At 70.4% G+C, this 17,612-nt stretch carries 18 protein-coding genes and 1 pseudogene; 8 read left to right on the top strand and 11 right to left on the bottom strand.

Features of this window, described 5'->3' with window-relative positions; all coding sequences use genetic code 11:
• Window positions 1–213: 213 nt before the first annotated feature.
• From paaI to CF165_RS26700, 3 genes are read left to right on the top strand one after another with little or no spacing between them, the layout of a single operon-like run.
• Window positions 214–630 (top strand): hydroxyphenylacetyl-CoA thioesterase PaaI, encoded by a 417-nt coding sequence (gene paaI, locus CF165_RS26710; protein WP_093950324.1) that lies wholly within the window; start codon window positions 214–216, stop codon window positions 628–630.
• The gene (paaK, locus tag CF165_RS26705; RefSeq protein WP_093950323.1) at window positions 627–1,904 is read left to right on the top strand and encodes a phenylacetate--CoA ligase PaaK; all 1,278 of its coding nucleotides are present in this window, start codon (window positions 627–629) and stop codon (window positions 1,902–1,904) included. Before paaI ends, paaK begins: the two co-directional genes overlap by 4 nt.
• A complete protein-coding gene (locus CF165_RS26700; protein WP_093950322.1) occupies window positions 1,901–2,494 on the top strand; it encodes a TetR/AcrR family transcriptional regulator in 594 nt (197 codons plus the stop codon). The genes paaK and CF165_RS26700 overlap by 4 nt, the downstream gene beginning before the upstream one ends.
• A 4-nt stretch (window positions 2,495–2,498) precedes the next feature.
• Here CF165_RS26700 and CF165_RS26695 read toward each other — a convergent pair whose 3' ends face one another.
• Entirely contained in the window at window positions 2,499–3,071 is a 573-nt protein-coding gene (locus tag CF165_RS26695; RefSeq protein ID WP_093950321.1) for a TlpA family protein disulfide reductase, read from the bottom strand.
• Window positions 3,072–3,090: 19 nt separating this feature from the next.
• A complete protein-coding gene (locus CF165_RS26690) occupies window positions 3,091–3,402 on the bottom strand; it encodes a hypothetical protein (RefSeq protein ID WP_093950320.1) in 312 nt (103 codons plus the stop codon).
• Between the two features lie 193 nt (window positions 3,403–3,595).
• Between CF165_RS26690 and CF165_RS26685 the strand changes: the two genes are divergently transcribed.
• Window positions 3,596–4,267, top strand: a complete 672-nt coding sequence (locus tag CF165_RS26685; RefSeq protein ID WP_093950319.1) for a TetR/AcrR family transcriptional regulator — start codon at window positions 3,596–3,598, stop codon at window positions 4,265–4,267.
• Here CF165_RS26685 and CF165_RS26680 read toward each other — a convergent pair.
• Window positions 4,188–5,243 carry an AraC family transcriptional regulator gene (locus tag CF165_RS26680; protein ID WP_093950318.1) on the bottom strand — a complete coding sequence of 352 codons (1,056 nt, stop codon included), beginning with the start codon at window positions 5,241–5,243 and terminating at the stop codon, window positions 4,188–4,190. The genes CF165_RS26685 and CF165_RS26680 overlap by 80 nt on opposite strands.
• 78 nt (window positions 5,244–5,321) lie before the next feature.
• Here CF165_RS26680 and CF165_RS26675 point away from each other — a divergent pair, with 78 nt between their 5' ends.
• The 3 genes and pseudogenes from CF165_RS26675 to CF165_RS50390 all read left to right on the top strand — a co-directional run.
• Complete coding sequence (locus CF165_RS26675) at window positions 5,322–6,419, top strand: winged helix DNA-binding domain-containing protein (protein WP_093950317.1); 1,098 nt, start codon at window positions 5,322–5,324, stop codon at window positions 6,417–6,419.
• An 86-nt stretch (window positions 6,420–6,505) separates the two neighbouring features.
• Window positions 6,506–7,960: a flavin-containing monooxygenase gene (locus tag CF165_RS26670; protein ID WP_093950316.1), complete on the top strand. Its 1,455-nt coding sequence runs from the start codon at window positions 6,506–6,508 to the stop codon at window positions 7,958–7,960.
• Window positions 7,960–8,067: pseudogene (locus tag CF165_RS50390) on the top strand (NAD(P)-binding protein); the annotation flags it as partial. The gene CF165_RS26670 and the pseudogene CF165_RS50390, both read left to right, overlap by 1 nt.
• A 172-nt stretch (window positions 8,068–8,239) precedes the next feature.
• Here the strand turns inward: CF165_RS50390 and CF165_RS26660 are convergent.
• Complete coding sequence (locus CF165_RS26660) at window positions 8,240–9,709, bottom strand: chitinase (protein ID WP_093950314.1); 1,470 nt, start codon at window positions 9,707–9,709, stop codon at window positions 8,240–8,242.
• A gap of 143 nt (window positions 9,710–9,852) precedes the next feature.
• Here CF165_RS26660 and CF165_RS26655 point away from each other — a divergent pair, with 143 nt between their 5' ends.
• The gene (locus tag CF165_RS26655) at window positions 9,853–12,231 is read left to right on the top strand and encodes a Tex family protein (protein WP_093950313.1); all 2,379 of its coding nucleotides are present in this window, start codon (window positions 9,853–9,855) and stop codon (window positions 12,229–12,231) included.
• Window positions 12,232–12,729: 498 nt separating this feature from the next.
• Here CF165_RS26655 and CF165_RS26650 read toward each other — a convergent pair whose 3' ends face one another.
• Genes CF165_RS26650 through CF165_RS26620 form a run of 7 tightly spaced genes read right to left on the bottom strand, consistent with a single transcriptional unit; the run spans window position 12,730 to window position 17,544 of the window.
• Window positions 12,730–12,918, bottom strand: a complete 189-nt coding sequence (locus tag CF165_RS26650; RefSeq protein ID WP_143268670.1) for a hypothetical protein — start codon at window positions 12,916–12,918, stop codon at window positions 12,730–12,732.
• 11 nt (window positions 12,919–12,929) lie between these two features.
• Window positions 12,930–13,523, bottom strand: coding sequence for an ArsR/SmtB family transcription factor (locus CF165_RS26645; RefSeq protein WP_093950311.1), 594 nt, complete (start codon window positions 13,521–13,523; stop codon window positions 12,930–12,932).
• 48 nt (window positions 13,524–13,571) lie between these two features.
• A complete protein-coding gene (locus CF165_RS26640) occupies window positions 13,572–13,973 on the bottom strand; it encodes a hypothetical protein (protein WP_240521800.1) in 402 nt (133 codons plus the stop codon).
• Window positions 13,974–13,980: 7 nt separating this feature from the next.
• A complete protein-coding gene (locus tag CF165_RS26635; RefSeq protein WP_158226833.1) occupies window positions 13,981–14,595 on the bottom strand; it encodes a VOC family protein in 615 nt (204 codons plus the stop codon).
• Window positions 14,596–14,624: 29 nt separating this feature from the next.
• Entirely contained in the window at window positions 14,625–15,395 is a 771-nt protein-coding gene (locus CF165_RS26630) for a 2-keto-4-pentenoate hydratase (RefSeq protein ID WP_093950308.1), read from the bottom strand.
• Entirely contained in the window at window positions 15,392–15,838 is a 447-nt protein-coding gene (locus tag CF165_RS26625; protein ID WP_205660980.1) for a nitroreductase family deazaflavin-dependent oxidoreductase, read from the bottom strand. Before CF165_RS26625 ends, CF165_RS26630 begins: the two co-directional genes overlap by 4 nt.
• On the bottom strand, window positions 15,838–17,544 hold the full coding sequence (locus CF165_RS26620) for an acyl-CoA dehydrogenase family protein (RefSeq protein ID WP_093950306.1): 1,707 nt from the start codon (window positions 17,542–17,544) through the stop codon (window positions 15,838–15,840). The genes CF165_RS26625 and CF165_RS26620 overlap by 1 nt, the downstream gene beginning before the upstream one ends.
• Window positions 17,545–17,612: the final 68 nt, after the last annotated feature.

The raw sequence follows: 17,612 nt of genomic DNA, 5'->3' as shown, positions 1-17,612 counted from the left end.
CTCTCGCCGAATTACCTACCGGACGTTCAGTTAATCGCATGGTATCCGCTGCGGCCGAAGATCGGAAGGCCGGACGCTTGACACCGGCCCCGACCACTGCCTTTACTGAGCGGCACCGCGAGGTGACCGTCCATTCGGTCAGTCCATCCATGCCCCCGCCGCCACCCTCAGCGGAGGCGCTTCGCGCCGCAGGTTTATTCGGACGGAGGGCAGATGACCAACGCCGCGCACACCATGTTCGCCGCCGACGAGGCCTCGCGCGCGCTGGGCATCGAACTCGTCGAAGCGGGCGACGGCCGGGCCGTCGCGACCATGACGATCACCGCGGCGATGGTCAACGGCCACGACATCGCCCACGGCGGATACGTCTTCCTCCTCGCCGACACCGCGTTCGCCTGCGCCTGCAACACCCACGGCCCGGTGACGGTCGCGGCGGGCGCGGAGATCTCCTTCGTCGCCGCCGGCCGGCTGGGAGACCACCTCGTCGCGACGGCCGCCGAGCGCACCCGCTACGGCCGCAACGGCATCTACGACGTCACCGTGCACCGGGAGACCCCCGCGGGGCCCGAGGTCGTCGCCGAATTCCGCGGCCGCAGCCGCGTCCTCTCCGCGAAACGGGACGAAGCATGATCGAGACGGACATCGGCGCCGACGAGCTGGCCGCGCTCCAGCTCGAGCGTCTGCAGTGGACACTCAGGCACGCCTACACGAACGTGCCCGCCTACACGCGGAAGTTCGACGAAGCCGGCGTCCACCCGGACGACTGCAAGGAACTCGGCGACCTGGCGAAGTTCCCGTTCACCACCAAGCAGGACCTGCGCGAGAACTACCCGTTCGGGATGTTCGCCGTGCCGCAGGACCAGGTGCGGCGCATCCACGCCTCCAGCGGCACCACCGGCAAGGCCACCGTCGTCGGGTACACCGAGCAGGACATCGACACCTGGGCGACGGTGATGGCCCGCTCGATCCACGCCGCGGGCGGGCGGCCGGGGCACAAGGTGCACGTCGCCTACGGCTACGGCCTGTTCACCGGCGGGCTCGGCGCGCACTACGGCGCCGAGAAGCTGGGCTGCACGGTGATCCCGGCGTCGGGCGGGATGACCGCGCGCCAGGTGCAGCTGATCACCGACTTCCGGCCCGAGATCATCATGGTGACGCCGTCGTACATGCTGACGCTGCTCGACGAGTTCGAGCGCCAGGGCGTGGACCCGCGGGCGAGCTCGCTCAAGATCGGCATCTTCGGCGCCGAGCCGTGGACCGAGCAGATGCGCGCCGAGATCGAGGAGCGGTTCGCGCTCGACGCCGTCGACATCTACGGGCTGTCCGAGGTGATGGGCCCGGGCGTCGCGCAGGAGTGCGTCGAGACGAAGGACGGCCTGCACATCTGGGAGGACCACTTCTACCCCGAGGTGATCGACCCGTACGACGAAAGCGTCCTGGGCGGCGGCGAGACCGGCGAGCTGGTGTTCACGTCGCTGACCAAGCAGGCGCTGCCGATCATCCGCTACCGCACCCGCGACCTCACAGCGCTGTCGCCGGGGACCGCGCGGCCGGCGTTCCGGCGGATGGCCAAGGTCACCGGCCGCACCGACGACCTGATCATCCTGCGCGGGGTCAACGTCTTCCCGACGCAGATCGAGGAGATCGTGCTGCGGACGGCCGGGCTGAGCCCGCACTTCCAGCTCGTCCGGTCCACGCGCGGGCGGCTCGACCACCTGACCGTGCGGGTCGAGGCACGTCACGACGCTTCCGGCGACGACCGTGAGCTCGCCGCGTCCGAACTGGTCACCGGCGTGAAGGACGGCGTCGGCGTGACGGTCTCGGTGGAGGTCGTCGACCCCGACACCCTCGAGCGGTCCATGGGCAAGATGCGGCGGATCATCGACCAGCGGGAGACGCCGTGACGACCCCTCGGCGCGGACGGCCCGGCTACGACCTCGAATCACTGCTGCAGGTGGCGGTGAAGCTGTTCAACGAGCGCGGCTACGACGGCACGAGCATGGAGGACCTCTCCCGCAAGCTCGGCATCACGAAGTCGGCGATCTACCACCACGTGCCCAGCAAGGAGGAACTGCTGCGGCTGGCGGTGGACCGGGCCCTGGACGGGCTGTTCGAGGTGGCGGCGGAGACGGCCCGGCTCGACGGGCGCGCGATCGACCGGCTCGAGCACCTGGTGCGCGGCAGCGTGCTGGTGCTCGCCGACCAGCTGCCGTTCGTGACACTGCTGCTTCGCGTGCGCGGCAACACGAAGGTGGAGCGAGCGGCACTGACGCGGCGCCGCGAGTTCGACCGCCTGGTGACCGACCTGGTGAAGCAGGCCGAAGCGGAGGGCGACGTCCGCCCCGACGTCGATCCGGCGGTGACCGCGCGGCTGGTCTTCGGCATGGTCAACTCGCTGATCGAGTGGTACAAACCGCGGCGCGGATCGGCGGCGGCCGAGCTCGCGGACGCGGTGTGCAAGGTGGCGTTCGAGGGCCTGCGCACCGGTTCCTGAGCCGCTACTCCGCCCGCACGCGGTCCAAGGTGGGCCGGAGGTCTTCTTCGAGGACCTCTCCGATGTAGACGGCCGCCACCCGCTGCCGCTTGTCGACGATCAGCGAGATCGGCACGGCCGCGAGCGGAAGCCCGCGCAGCCGCAGGGCGATCCGCCCGGACTCGTCGAAGATCGACGCGTAGCCGAGTTCGAAGTTCCGGACGAAGTCCGCGGCGTACTGACGGTTGTCGCGGACGTTGAGACCGAGGACCGCGACGCCCTCGCTCTTCCCGCGCTCGGAAATCGCCTTCAGGGTGCGCGCTTCCGAGCGGCAGGGCGGGCACCACGCGCCCCACAGGTTGAGCAGGACGACCTTCCCGGCGTAGTCGCCCAGCGACACCTGCCTGGCCGGGTCGGCGACGTCGGGGCCCGCCAGCTCGGCCACCCGTTTCCGCTGACCGGCCTCGTAGAACAGGTGCGTCTGCCCGCCCGGGGAGACGAACTCGAACGTGTCCGGTGCGCCCACGGCGTCCTTGCCCGTCGAACAGGCGGCCGGAGCCAGCAGCGCCACGACGACGAGGAGGCGCCCGAGCAGCATGGCCCCAGCCTAGCCAGGGTCAGTCCTCGGCGTTCTGCGGCGGCCGGCCCGCCTGCCAGAGCAGGGCCGAGCGCAGCTGCTCGATGAGCTGTTCGTCGTCCGCTTCGGACGGGTCCACGCCCAGCGGGATCCAGCGCTCGGAGACCTTGGCCCCCCGGTCGTAGCTGGTGATCACGATGCCGGAGTAGGACAGCGACTCTTCGTCCGCGCAGTCGCCGTCGGGCAGGGGCTCGTCCGCTTCGAAGTCCTCGTCGAAACTGACGTGACGATGCTGCAGGCGAACGCTCACCCAGCGTCCGGCCGGCCGGATCGGCGCGTCTTCTTCGGTCATCTGCTCCTGCCCCCGGTCGCGGGTCCCTGCCGTCTCGTCGCATCCGGGTCCCGGGAAGTTACCGGCCGGTTGTTCCGGTTGCGTAACGACAGAGGTTGGCGCGAAACACCGGCCGGCCGCCACCGGAGTCACTCTTTTGACATCGGGTCAACTACTTGTTGACAGCGTGCTGATCCCCCGCGAGGCTGAGCGGATGACCAGTGGGACCCGGCCGCGGCGGCGCCGGCTCGAACCGGCCGAGCGGCGCGCGGAGATCCTCGCCGCGGCCCGGCACCTGTTCGGCACCGGCAGCTACGCGTCGGTGTCCACTTCGGACATCGCCGAAGCGGCCGGCGTGGCGCGCCCGCTGATCAACCACTACTTCGGCGGGAAGCGCGAGCTGTACCTGGAAGTGGTGCGGCAGATGATGATCGTGCCCGCGCCGGTCACCGAAGCGCTGCCGGACACCACGATGGAGCAGCGCCTGGCGATCGGCGTCGAACGGTGGATCGAAGTCGTCGAACGCAACCGCGACGCGTGGCTGACCGTGATCGGGCCGGAGGCGGCCGGGCGCGACCCCGAGATCGAGCGGATCATGCTGGAGGCCGACGAGATCGCGGCCGACCGGGTCCTGGAGGCCGCGCTGATGACCGGCGTGACCGAGGGGCGCGAAGAACTGCGCGCGATGATCCGGTCGTTCGGCGGGATGCTGCGGGCGGCGTCGCGCGAATGGCTGATCCGCGGCACGCTGGACCGCGCGGCGCTGCGCACCTTCCTCACCGATTCGCTCCTCAACCTGCTCAAGCTCACCTACCCGGCGGTGCTTGCCGAGCGGCGCGGAAGCGACGGGCGAACGCCGCCGGCGTCATCCCGGTCCAGCGCTTGAACGCGTGGATGAAGCTCGACGCCTCGGCGTACCCGAGCCGGTAGGCGACGTCCTCGACCGAGAGCACGCCGGTGTCCAAGAGCTCCTCGGCGAGCGTGTGACGCACCTCGTCGACCAGCGCGCGGTAACTCGTGCCGGCCTCGGTCAGGCGGCGGCGCAGGGTCCGCGTGCCGAGTGCCAGCTGGCGGGCGATTTCGTCCATCCCCGCGTCGACGCCGCCGAGCCGGACCAGGCGTTCCCGGACCTGCTGGGCGATCCCCGAGCGCTGCCGCCGTCGCGCGACGAGCGCGTCGCACTGCGCGGCACACAGGGCGACGGTCTGGTCGTTGGCCTGCGGCAGCGGCCGGGTCAGCAGCGCCGGGTCGAGCGTCGCACGGCAGGCGTCGGCGCCGAACCGGGGCCGCAGCCCGAACGTCGTCTCGTAGGCGTCCATTGCGGACGGCTCGTGCCGGAAAGCCAGGTCCTCCAGCGTGATCTCGGGCAGCAGGTCGCTCATGACCGTGAAGATCGCGGCCAGGTCGCGCAGCACGAGGAAGCGGGCGACGTCGGCGGGCACGCGGCTGTCGTCGAGCTCCAGCGTCAGCCGGTCGTCCCGCAGCTCGACGTGCGGGATGCAGAAGGCGAAGCTGAGGTCGAAGTAGCGCAGGGCGAACAGCATCGCGTCGCGCAGCGTCGGGCTGCTGATGCAGGCGAAGCCGAAGATGCCGAAGGTGGTGACGCGGTAGCGGCGCCCCAGCTCCAGCGCCGTCGCGTCCGAACCGTCCAGCCCGGCCAGCGCGCGGACGACGGCCAGCTCCTGACGCGCGTCGACCTGGACGGCCGGGTCGGCGAGGAGCTCCGGCGAGAGCGTCGTCGCGGCGAGCAGCTTCCCGGCGGGCCAGCCGCGGCCGGCGGCGAACCGGGTCATCAGCTCGATGCTCGCGGTGCCGCGGGGGAAGTCCCAGTCCCCGACGGCGGGCGCGGCGAGCTCGGCCATGGCCGGAAGTATGGATCACGCCCTTCCGCCGGGCAATCGAGGACCGTAACTGTCCTAGGTGATCGTTAGGGTGACGGCGTGCAGACGTTGAGCCGGAGAGCCTTGAACCGCGCGATGCTGGAGCGCCAGCTGCTGCTGAGCCGCGCGAAGATGTCCGCCTACGACGCGGTGGAGCACCTGGCCGGGCTCCAGGCGCAGGCGCCGTTCCCGCCGTACTACGCGCTGTGGGCGCGGTTGGCGTCGTTCCGGCCGTCGGACCTGGTGTCGTTGCTGGAGAGCAGGCAGGTGGTGCGGATCGCGCTGATGCGCGGCACGGTCCACCTGGTGACGGCGGCGGACGCGCTGGCGTGGCGCCCGGTCGTCCAGGGACTGTACGACCGCGACCTCAAGCAGAACACGCAGCACGCCCACGAGCTGGCCGGGCTGGACCACGATCTCGTCGCCGAGGCCGCGCGGAAGCTGCTTCTCCGCGGTCCGCTGGCGGGCACCGCGCTGGGAGCCGAGCTGACACAGCGCTGGCCGGACGTCCCCAAGGCGTCGCTCACGTTCCTCGCGCGGGCCCGGCTGCCGCTGGTGCAGACCCCGCCCCGGGCGATCTGGGGCAAGGCCGGGCAGACGACGTACGCGTGCCTGGACGAGTGGGTGGGCGCACCGCTCTCGCCGCCTTCGCCTGCTTCGCTGATTTCGCGCTACTTGCGGGCCTTCGGCCCGGCCACGGTGGCCGACGTCCAGACTTGGGCGGGCATCACCCGCCTCGGCGAGGTGGCCGCTTCGATGGAGTTGCGGCGCTACCGCGACCCGGACGGCCGGGAACTGCTGGACCTGCCGGAGCTGACGGTGCCGGACGAGGACGTCCCGGCACCGCCGCGGCTGCTCGGGGGGTTCGACCAGATGATCCTTTCGTACGCGGACCGGACCCGGGTGATCTCCGACGAGTACCGCAAGCGCGTGATCTCGGCGAACGGACTGGTCAAGGGCACGCTGCTGGTGGGCGGGTACGTACGCGGGTTCTGGGAGCTGCGGAAGGAGCGCAAGGCGGCGGCAGTGGAGCTGTCGCCGTTCGAGAGGCTGCCGAAGAAGGACTTGGCGGCACTGGAAAGTTCGGCCGGCAAGCTGGTGACGTGGGCGGAGCCGGGCGCGGAGACGCACGAGGTCAAGGTGCTGCCTCCGGCGTAATGCGCCCGTCGCCTTGGCCGGAATTCTCGATCGGGTGACCGATCGTGCCCTGGTGTCACACCCTCCCGGTCCGTAGCTTCTCCCGCATGAGTAGTTCGGCGAAGGGCCCCTCGGTGCTGATCGTGGGCGCCGGGTTCGGCGGCATCGGGACGGCGATCGAGCTGAAGCGCGCCGGGTTCGGCGACTTCACGATCCTGGAGCGCGCCGACGGGCCCGGTGGCGTCTGGCGGGACAACACCTACCCCGGCGCCGCGTGTGACATCCCGTCGCCGCTCTACTCGTTCTCCTTCGAGCCGAACCCGCGCTGGCCGAAGCGGTTCTCGCACCAGCCCGACATCCTGGCCTACCTGCGGCGCGTCATCGCGAAGTACGGGCTCGAGCCGCACATCCGGTACGGCACCGAGGTCACCGGCGCCGAGTTCGACGAGGGCAAGTGGCGGGTCGCCACGAAGAACGGCGAGACGTTCGAAGCCGACGTCTTCGTCCCCGCGGTCGGCCAGCTGTCCACGCCGGTACTGCCCGACATCCCGGGCCGTGAGCGCTTCGCGGGCGACGCGTTCCACTCGGCGCAGTGGGACCACGGCGTCGAGCTGGCCGGCAAGCGCGTCGCCGTCGTCGGGACCGGGGCCAGCGCCATCCAGTTCGTGCCCGAGCTGCAGAAGCGCGCGAAGCAGGTCACGGTCTTCCAGCGCACGCCGCCGTACGTCATGGCCAAGTCCGATCCGAGCTACCGGCGGTGGCAGCACTGGCTGTTCGAGCACCTGCCGCCCACGCAGCTGCTCGGCCGGCTGCGGATCTTCCTGCTGGCCGAGTACGCGACGTACGCGATGACGCGCCACCCGTTGCTGGCCAAGGTGTTCGAGCTGCGGACCGCGCAGCTCCGGCGCCGCCACATCGAGGATCCGGAGCTGCGGGCGAAGCTGAAGCCGGCGTATCCGATGGGCTGCAAGCGGATCCTCTTCAGCAACGACTACCTGCCCGCGCTCGCCCGGCCGAACGTCGACGTCGAGACGCGGCGGATCCGCGAAATCACCGCGAACGGCGTGCGGGTCGAGGACGGGACCGAGCTCGAGGCGGACGTCCTGGTGTACGGCACCGGCTTCGCCGCGACGGACTTCCTCGGCCGGATAGAGGTGCGCGGCCTCGGCGGCCGGTCGCTGCGGGACGCCTGGTCCGGCGGCGCGCGGGCGTACCTGGGCATCACCGTGCCCGGCTTCCCGAACCTGTTCTGCGTCTACGGGCCGAACACGAACCTCGGCGCCGGGTCCATCATCTACATGATCGAACGCCAGGCACGCTACATCCGGCAGGCGGTGGAGCAGCTCACCCGGCCCGGAGTGTCCTCTTTGGACGTACGGCCGGAGGTCGAGCGGCGCTACGACGCCGAAGTGCAGGCGCGGCTGGGCCACAGCGTCTGGAGTGCCTGCACGAGCTGGTACCGCCAGGCCGACGGGAGGGTGACGACCAACTGGCCGGGCCTGGTCACCGAGTACGACCGCCGGACCCGGCGGCTCGACGTCGCGGACTACCGGGTGGCGTGATGGACTACGACGTCCTGGTGATCGGCTCGGGGTTCGGCGGCAGCGTCACGGCGCTGCGGCTGACCGAAAAGGGCTACCGCGTCGGCGTGCTGGAGACCGGTCCGCGGGGAGGCCGATCCGCGGCCGCCGCAGGGTGCGCCGCACCGGCGGGTGGCCGCGGTGGCGCCTCGCAGTCCGGTGGTTCCCGTCGGCGCACCGGGAGCGTTGCGGCTGCCCGTCATATCGAAATGAAGAGGCCCTCCCGGCCGCGCTTCCGGGAGGGCCTTCTTCAGCACACGGTCAGGGCAGGCCCGCGAGCCCGGCCGAGACCGTGTTGGCGAACGCGTACCCCTGCGACGCGTCCCAGTTGATCGACCACGTCATCGCGCCGCGGATCGACGGGTACGTGGCCGACGGTTTGAACGAGCCGCAGGACGTGCCGCGGGCCAGGCAGTTCAGTGCCGACACCGTGTTCGACGGCGCCTGGTAGCCGCCGCCCGCTGCCTGGGGCGAGGCAGGCAGGCCGAGGCCCACCTGGTCCGCGCGCAGGCCGCCCTGCAGCTGGATGCAGGCCAGCGCCGTCAGGAAGTCGACCGTGCCCTGCGAGTAGACGTTGCGGTTGCAGCCGTTCATCGAACCGGAGTTGTAGTACTGCATGTTGACGATCGTCAGGATGTCCTTGATGTTCAGCGCGAGCTGAAAATAGCCGCCGGACGTGGACTGCATGTCGATCGTCTGCGGCGCCATCGTGATCACCTTGCCGCCGCCGTTGTAGATGCTTCGCAACGCCTGGCCCATGTACGTGGCGTTGATGCCGTTCTCCAGGTCGATGTCGACGCCGTCGAAGCCGTAGTTCGCGATCAGGGACTTGATGCTGTTCGCGAAGTTGTTCGCCGAGGTCGAGTCGCTGACGCTGATCGTGCCGTTCTGGCCGCCGACCGAGATGATCACCCTCTGGCCGCGCGCCTGCACGGTCTTGATGTCGGCCTTGAACTGGGCGTCCGTGTAGCCGCCGAGCTGCGAGGAAAGGCCCGAGTCGAGGGTGAAGCTCACCGCTCCCGGCGTGCCCGTGGCGTCCGCGAACGACACCGCGATGACGTTGTACTTCGTCGGCACGTCCGCGAGCTTCAGCGCCTTGGCGCCGTTGTAGAAGTTCTGCCAGTAGCCGGTCAGGACGTGTTTCGGCAGGTCACCCTGGGTCGGCGGCGGCGTGGTCGTCGTCGGCGGGGTCGTGGTGGTCGTCGGCGGGGTGGTGGGCGTGGTGGGCGTCGTCGGGGGCGGGGTGCCCGGGCCGTCGAGGCTGACGTCGTCGGCGTAGTACGTGGGCTGGCCGTACCAGCCGTGCAGGTACACCGTCAGCGACGTGCCCGATCCGGTCGTGAAGCTCAGCGACAGCTGCTGGTAGCCGCTGGTGCCGGGTGTCCACGTGCTGGTCGTCGCCGAGCCGGAGACGCCCAGGTAGACGTAGCTGCCCTGGACCCAGGCCGACAGCTTGTACGCCGTGTTCGGCGAAACGGTGAGCGTCTGCGAGCACTGCGCGTTGTCCGACGACGTCGGCGTCACGTTCAGGGCCCGGCTCCCGCCGTGCACCGGGCTGCTCACCACGGCCGGCGTGGTGGTGCACGTCCAGCCCGTGGCGCCGGCCTCGAAGCCGGGATTGGCCAGGATGTTCGCCGCCGAAGCACTGCCGGCGAGCACGAAGGTCACACCGAGACAGAGCGCGACCACGGAAAGTAAGGAAAGCAGGGCGAAGCGAACCTTGGGGACCACGGGACCTCCACGACACCAGTGAGGCAGGTCACCACAAAATGGACTAGACCAATCTGATTGTCAAGGAACCCCATCCGAAAGTCGGGGCGCCGGAAACGGCAGAATGGGACGATCGGATCCAGGCGAAGCAGGAGCGTGTTGCAGTGAGCGTGTCGGTCGAGCAGAAGATCGCCGAAGAACTGGGCGTGCGCGAAGGACAGGTCAAGGCCGCCGTCGAGCTGCTCGACGGCGGGTCGACCGTGCCGTTCATCGCGCGTTACCGCAAGGAAGTCACCGGCATGCTCGACGACGCGCAGCTGCGCACGCTCGAGGAACGGCTGCGCTACCTGCGGGAACTCGACGAGCGCCGGCTCGCCGTGCTGGAGTCGATCCGGAGCCAGGGCAAGCTCGACGACGCCCTCGAGGCCCAGATCCTCGCCGCGGACACGAAGTCGCGGCTCGAGGACATCTACCTCCCGTACAAGCCGAAGCGCCGCACGAAGGCGATGATCGCGCGCGAGGCCGGGCTCGAGCCGCTGGCCGACGGCCTGCTGAACGACCCGACGACCGACCCGCAGGCCGCCGCCGCGGTGTTCGTCGACGCCGACAAGGGCGTCGCGGACGCGCAGGCCGCCCTCGACGGCGCCCGCGCGATCCTCGTCGAGCGCTTCGCCGAGGATGCCGACCTCATCGGCGAGTTGCGCGAGAAGATGTGGCGCCAGGGGCACCTGGTGGCCAAGGTCCGTGCGGGCAAGGAGGAGGAAGGCGCCAAGTTCGCCGACTACTTCGACTTCTCCGAGCCCTACACCAAGCTCCCCTCGCACCGCATCCTCGCGATGCTGCGCGGCGAGAAGGAGGAGGTCCTCGACCTCACCATGGCACCGGAGGAGCCCACCGACGAACCGCAGGTCGGCCCGACCGAATACGAGCACCGCATCGCGGCGAAGTTCGGCATCGCGCAGCAGGGCCGCCCGGGCGACAAGTGGCTCGGCGACACCGTGCGCTGGGCGTGGCGCACCAAGATCCTCCTGCACCTGGGCATCGACCTGCGGATGCGGCTGCGCCAGGCGGCCGAGGACGACGCCGTGCGCGTGTTCGCGTCCAACCTGCGTGACCTGCTGCTCGCCGCGCCAGCCGGCACCCGCGCCACGATGGGTCTCGACCCGGGCTTCCGCACCGGCGTCAAGGTGGCCGTCGTGGACGCGACCGGCAAGGTCGTCGACACCCACGTCATCTACCCGCACCAGCCGGCGAACAAGTGGGACCAGTCGATCGCCGAGCTCGCGGCGCTGTGCGCGCGGCACAAGGTCGAGCTGATCTCGATCGGCAACGGGACGGCGTCGCGCGAGACCGACAAGCTCGCCATCGAGCTGATCAAGAAGCACCCTTCGCTGAACCTGACGAAGGCTGTCGTGTCCGAGGCGGGCGCTTCGGTGTACTCGGCGTCGGCGTTCGCTTCACAGGAACTGCCGAACATGGACGTCTCGCTGCGCGGCGCGGTCTCCATCGCGCGACGGCTGCAGGACCCGCTGGCCGAACTGGTGAAGATCGACCCGAAGTCGATCGGCGTCGGCCAGTACCAGCACGACCTGTCCGAGGTTTCGCTGTCGCGCTCGCTCGACGCGGTGGTCGAGGACTGCGTGAACGCGGTCGGCGTGGACGTCAACACGGCGTCGGCGCCGCTGCTGACCCGGGTTTCGGGCATCACGACGGGACTGGCGGAGAACATCGTCGCCCACCGCGACACGAACGGGCCGTTCCGGTCGCGGACGTCGCTGAAGGAGGTCGCGCGGCTCGGCCCGAAGGCGTTCGAGCAGTGCGCGGGCTTCCTGCGCATCCCGGACGGCGACGACCCGCTCGACTCGTCGTCGGTGCACCCGGAGGCGTACCCGGTGGTGCGGCGGATCCTGACGAAGACGGGCACGGACCTGCGCTCGCTGATCGGCAACACGCGGACGCTGTCGTCGCTTCGCCCGGGTGATTTCGTCGACGACACGTTCGGTCTCCCGACGGTGACGGACATCCTGGCGGAGCTGGACAAGCCGGGCCGCGACCCCCGCCCGGCGTTCAAGACGGCGACGTTCGCGGAGGGCGTGGACAAGATCTCGGACCTCAAGCCGGGCATGCGGCTGGAGGGCGTGGTGACGAACGTGGCGGCATTCGGCGCGTTCATCGACGTCGGCGTGCACCAGGACGGCCTGGCGCACGTTTCGGCGCTGTCGAAGAACTTCGTGAAGGACCCCCGCGAGGTCGTGAAGCCCGGGGACATCGTGAAGGTGAAGGTCCTCGACGTCGACGTGCCGCGGAAGCGGATCTCGCTGACGCTGAGGCTGGACGACGAGCCGGGAGCTTCGACGTCGCGCGGCGGCGAGCGGCGTGACCGCGGCCAGGGCGGCGGCGGTCAGGGCGGCGGCCAGCGCCGCGGCGGCAGCGGCAGCGGCGGCGGCGGTGACCGGCGCGGCGGTGGCGGCGGCCGGGACCGCGGCGGCAATGCCAGCGGGTCGATGGCCGAGGCGCTTCGCCGGGCCGGCTTCGGCAAGTAGGTTGTCCACAGGCCGGCGGAGATGTGGACAACTCCGCCGGCTGGCGGCTTTCCAGCCGGGTTCGTCGGTGGGTGCCGATAGACTGGACTTGGGGACGCCCCCCAGGGAGGGCGGGGGAGGTTTTCGGGCCCAGGGGTCCCCGGCGAAGTCGTAGCAGCCCCCTTTTTCAAGTGCCTCACCGGCATGACGGCACGCTGAAGACACAACCGGCACCCCACCCAGACCCCTCCCCGCAACCCCGATACGGGGCCAGAACACGGACGGCAGTGCCGGGTCAAGGCACGCTTTCCCGCCTTGACCCGGCACTACCGTCCGTAGTCACAATCCGGCTTCGGGGTGGTGGGCCAACGAGTCCTTTGCAGAGCTGCCTGCGACGACACGACTTCGCCGGAGCCCTGCCAGGGAGGGCGAGGGAGGATTCGCGGGGCGGCCAGCGCCGCTGCTCGGCGACTCCCCGGACAAGTGGACAGGCTCCTGCAGAAGTCCCGGCGGCGGCTGTCAGACCGCGCTGCGAGCCGACGCCACGCCGTTCTCCGCCGTCAGCCGCAACCCCGCTTCCACGAGCATCCACCCGAGCCGTTGCCGCCGAGTTCCTTCGCGCCGGACACCTCTCGGCCTCGCCGCCACGCGCCTCAGTTCGGTTTCCCGCTCGCGGACCAGGTCCTCCGCCATCAGGAAGTGCACCACGTTCCTCCCCCTCAACCGGACTCTGCCGTGCCGGAATCCTCTGGCCGCGCTTGCCGGGGGAACGCCGACCAGTGGGCGATCACGTTGTGGTCGCCCGGTCGCGCGTCCCGGCGGTAGCGGTCGATCACCGCCACTACCTCGGCGCTCATCGCGGCCGCTTCCTCGGGCGTCAAGGACAGCCGCACGTCACTGAAGATCGCCTTGTCGTACCACTGGTCCATCCACCGCGGGAGCTCGCCGGCGAACCGGGACTCCGCCTGGTACCGCTGCTCGATCACCGACCGCAGAAAGCTGTCCAGCGGGCCCGCCAGGTCGGGGTCGTCGATGAAGTCGGCGACGCGCATGCTCGTCGAGTCCTGGGTCGAGCGCCACCAGCGTTCGCGCTTGTTCCCGCGTTCGCGGTCCTCCTCCACCAGGCCGGCCTCCGCCAGCAGGCGCAGGTGCCAGCTGGTCGTCCCGGAGCTTTCGCCGACCCGTTTGCCCAGCCCGGTGGCGGTGGCGGGCCCGTCGGCCTGCAGCAGGTCGATCATCCGCATCCGCAACGGGTGGGCCATCGCCCGGAGCATCCGCGCGTCGAGCGGTCGCGACGACTTGTCCTCGGGCATGTCCTCACCCTAGACCGCAGAGGATCCTTTGCAAAGTATCCTCGGCGATCAATCCAGCGCGAAGAGACCGACCGCGAACAGCACCACCGGGACCACCGCCGCCGCCGCGCTGATCAGCCAGTGGCCGCCGCGCCAGCCCGCCGCCGGCACCATCCGCCGCACGAGCGCGGCCTCGATCACCGCCGTCAGCAGGAACCCGAAGCCCACGCTGAAGATCGCCGCCGCGCCGACGAAGAACAGGCCGGAGGTCGACGCCGCGCCCAGTGGTGCCGCGACCTCCCAGCGCACCAGTCCCGCGGACGCCGCGAGCAGCGCCAGCAGCAGCACGAACGCGATCACGAAGCCGATCCGCGCCGTCGTCTGGTGCTGGGTGCGCGTGAACAGCCAGAATCCCGCGTCGAGCGCCGCCACGATCACCGCGAGCACCACGAACCCGGCACGGAACGTCATCACCCGGTCACTCTAGCGAGACTTGAGCCATGATCGCCGTCGGATGGCCGTCCGGGTCGGTGAAGAACGCCATCCACTCCTCCACCCCGGACTCGTGCCGGTGGATCAGGTGCGGCGCGCCCAGGAACTCCACGCCCCGCGAGCGCAGCTCGTCGTAGGCCGCGTCGATGTCCGGAACCTTGAAGTACAGCACCGACTCCGCGCCCTTCGGCTCGCCGGCGGTCAGGAACAGCCGGACGCCGTCGCAGTCGAAGAACGCCAGGTCGCCGAAGGTGTAGAGGTGGCTCAGGCCGAGCACGTCGCCGTAGAAGGCCTTCGCCCGGCCGAGGTCCGCGACCGTCCGCGAAACCTGCCCGATCGGTCCCAGCACCGTCGCCTCCTCACCCGTCCGGCCGGCGAGCGCGCTGTCCGCCGGGGCACCACGCCAGGCGCGCAGCTCGGCCCGCCCCGCCAGGCCCAGCTTGCGGACGGCGTTGCCGACGTGGAACTTGACGGCGTCCTGGCTGGTGCCGCGCCGCCGCGCGATCTCGCGGTTGGTCAGGCCGTGGCGGACCGCGTCGACCACCCGCCACTCGGCGGGGGTCAGCCGGTCCGGGTGCCGTGGCCTGCCGCGCTCGCCCACGCGCCGACGATAGCCCCGGAACCGCCGGATTACCCTCCCCCCGCGAACCGCGCTTCCACGCTGCCCAGCGCGCCGAAGTCCGCCATCACGTGGCCGCCCGCGTGGATCGGGCACGGCGGGGTCGCCGTGCCCGTCGTCACGACGTCGCCCGGGCGCAGCGAACGGCCGTGGCGGGACAGCTCCATCGCCAGCCAGTGCAGGGCCAGGCGCGGGTCGCCCAGCACCAGGCTTCCGCTGCCGCGGGCGAACTCCGCGCCGTCGGCGTGCAGGACCACCGGCTGCCGGGGCAGGTCGAGGTCGCGCCAGCCCGGGACCGCCCGTCCTTCGACGAACCGGCCCGCGCAGGCGACGTCTGCCAGCAGCTGCGGGCCGCCCGCGTGCTGGTGGTCGGTGTAGCGGCTGTCCGGCATTTCCAGGGCCAGGAACATCGTGTCGACCGCGTCGAGCACCGCGGTCAGCGACGGCGACGGCCCGGGATCGGCCTTGAGCCGGAAGGCGAACTCGGGTTCGGCGACGCCCATGGTCATCGTGTCCGCGGGTACCGGCGCGCCCTCGACGTGGTGGAACCGCTCGAACAGCGCGCCCGCCAGCGGCCCGGGGACGTCGAGGTACTGCCGGGCATACACGGTGGTCGCCGCGATCTTCCAGCCGGAGACCGGTCCGGCCAGCTCGGCGAGCGCCGCCTGCGCGGCCATGCCCTCGGCCAGGTCGCGCGGACGGGCGCCGGCAGGAAGACCGTCGAGCCGCTTCCCGGTCTGCCACGCGTCCCAGATCAGCTCCGCCGCCCGCTCCCGGTTCACACCCGCGATCTTGCCAACCGGAACACCGGGTGTCGATCGGCTTCCGCGGCGAAAGCCTCGGCCGGGCCGGTCAGCTTCGCGTCGAAGAACGGCGCCGTCACCGGGATCTTGCGGACGTACGCGCGCAGCACCCGACCGGCCGTGGCGGCGTCGGCCTCCTCGACCTCCCACGTCTCGCGCCGTCGGCCGCGCCACAGCCGGGCCGTGGCGTCGGCGCGCAGGTTGTGCACCCAGCCGACCCGCCCGTACGGCGAAACGAGCCAGCGTTCGCCGTCGACCTCGATGACATTGACCGGCGTGGTCCGGTCGGCGCCGCTCTTGCGTCCCCGGGTGGTGAGCAGGAACCCGGTGTTCCCGTTGACGGGGATTCCGCGCTCGAGCAACGCCTTCACGACGACGTTCGCGGCTTTCCGCGTCACGCCCAGCCGGTACTTCCTCGCCATCACGGATTCATAGCGTAGACCCCGGAAAGCGCACGGACGCGCGCCCAGACGTTCTCGAAGCGCTCGGCGTCCACCACGGGCTTGCGCAGCGCGGCCAGCGCGATCGCCTGCTGGGCTTCGGTCGAGCTCGCCTTGCCGTTGAGGTCCACCGCCGCGACGCTGAAGTCCTGCACCAGCACCGCGAAGATCTGGTCGACGACCTCGTCGTCCAGGCCGGTGATGCGGGCCTGCTCCAGGATCAGCTGGCCGTACACGACCAGGGTGAACAGTTCGGTGAGCGCGAGCCCGAAGTCGAGGTCCGCCTGCTGCGCCTCGTCCGGCGCCGCTTCGGTGAGCAGCTTGACCAGGGCACCGGCCTGCTCGGTGAACAGCGCGACGTTCGGGATGTGCGCGGCCTCCGCGTAGGCGGTCTTCCAGTCGTGGAAACGGACCTTCGACAGGCCGCGCGCCGGGCCCTGGCGGAAGAGGAACTCGTCGTCCGCGGCGTCGGTGCGGGTCGGCACCGGGGCGTACTCCTGCGGCGCGAACAGGTAGTTCGGCATGAACTTCGCGATCAGCGCGAGGTTGACGGCCACCGTGCCTTCGAGCTTCGGGAGCCCGTCGATGTCGTTCTTGGACATCGCCAGGTAGGTGTCGGCCTCGAAGCCCTTGGCGGCCACGACGTCGGCGACCAGGCCGATCACCTTCTGCGCCTCGGTCGTCACCTTCATCTTGGTGATCGGGTTGAACAGCAGGTAGCGCCGGTCGTCCGGGCCGGCGCTGCGGAAGTAGTCGACGGCGCGGTCGGAGAACAGCTTCATCGCGGTCAGCCGCGCGTAGGCCTCGACGAACTCGCGGCGTACGTGCGGGAAATCGGTGACGGGCTTGCCGTACAGGACGCGGTTGTGCGCGTGCGTGATGGCCTCGTACAGCGAGTGCGTCGCCATGCCGATGCCGCCGAAGCAGAGGTTGAACTTGCCGATGTTGACGGTGTTCAGCGCGGCGCTGAAGGCTTCGGCGCCGACGTGCAGGATGTCGTCGGCGTGCACCGGGTAGTCCTCGAGCCGGAACTCGGCGACGTACATCTGCGACGGCACGACGTTCTTGACCACGTGGTAGTTCGGGTGCTCGGAGTCGGCGTAGAAGAAGACGTACTGGCCCGGGCCTTCGACGCCGTCGATGCGGCCGAAGACCGACACCGTGCGCGCGCAGTTGCCGTTGCCGATGTAGTACTTCGAGCCGGTGGCGCGGTAGCCGTCGCCGTCCTTCGTGAGCACCATGTCGGAGGAGTAGATGTCGGCGCCGTGGTCCTTTTCGGACAGTCCGAACGCGCCGACGCCACCCGCGTCCAGGGCGTCGGCCGCGCGCTTGCGGGCGACGTCGTTGCCGCTTTGCCACACCGGGCCGAGGCCGAGGATCGTGACCTGCCACGGGTACCAGTAGTTCAGCCCGTAGAACCCGAGGATTTCCGACAGCGCGGCGACGCGGCTGGTGTCCCAGCGCTTGTCCGGGTGGCCCCCGGCGTTCGCGGCCGGGGTCAGGAACGTCGAGAACAGGCCTTCCTTGCCGGCGAACTCGATGAAGTCCGCGTAGAAGGTGCGGTTGTGGTAGTCCTCGGTGAGCTTCGCCTTGCCACGCTGTTCGAACCAGTCGATGGTGGCGCGCAGCAGGCGCCGTGTCTCGGCGTCGAAGTGCGCCGGGTCGTACTCGCGCGGGTTCAGCAGCATGGTCGTCCTCCTCGATTACCGACCAGTAACTTAGCAAGGCCGCGCGAGTGCGGGCAATCTCACTGGGG

This window comes from Amycolatopsis vastitatis (assembly GCF_002234595.1).
GTDB classification, from domain to species: Bacteria; Actinomycetota; Actinomycetes; order Mycobacteriales; family Pseudonocardiaceae; genus Amycolatopsis; species Amycolatopsis vastitatis.
Note: the sequence above shows the minus strand (reverse complement) of the source record. Positions and strands in the feature narration are given on the sequence as shown.

Coding starts and splice junctions, on each gene's coding strand:
- CF165_RS26645 (WP_093950311.1), bottom strand. CDS start 13,523: ATGCCCGAGGACAAGTCGTCGCGACCGCTCGACGCGCGGATGCTCCGG.
- CF165_RS26620 (WP_093950306.1), bottom strand. CDS start 17,544: ATGCTGCTGAACCCGCGCGAGTACGACCCGGCGCACTTCGACGCCGAG.
- CF165_RS26680 (WP_093950318.1), bottom strand. CDS start 5,243: ATGGCCGAGCTCGCCGCGCCCGCCGTCGGGGACTGGGACTTCCCCCGC.
- CF165_RS26625 (WP_205660980.1), bottom strand. CDS start 15,838: ATGGCGAGGAAGTACCGGCTGGGCGTGACGCGGAAAGCCGCGAACGTC.
- CF165_RS26690 (WP_093950320.1), bottom strand. CDS start 3,402: ATGACCGAAGAAGACGCGCCGATCCGGCCGGCCGGACGCTGGGTGAGC.
- paaK (WP_093950323.1), top strand. CDS start 627: ATGATCGAGACGGACATCGGCGCCGACGAGCTGGCCGCGCTCCAGCTC.
- CF165_RS26640 (WP_240521800.1), bottom strand. CDS start 13,973: ATGACGTTCCGTGCCGGGTTCGTGGTGCTCGCGGTGATCGTGGCGGCG.
- paaI (WP_093950324.1), top strand. CDS start 214: ATGACCAACGCCGCGCACACCATGTTCGCCGCCGACGAGGCCTCGCGC.
- CF165_RS26685 (WP_093950319.1), top strand. CDS start 3,596: ATGACCAGTGGGACCCGGCCGCGGCGGCGCCGGCTCGAACCGGCCGAG.
- CF165_RS26695 (WP_093950321.1), bottom strand. CDS start 3,071: ATGCTGCTCGGGCGCCTCCTCGTCGTCGTGGCGCTGCTGGCTCCGGCC.
- CF165_RS26670 (WP_093950316.1), top strand. CDS start 6,506: ATGAGTAGTTCGGCGAAGGGCCCCTCGGTGCTGATCGTGGGCGCCGGG.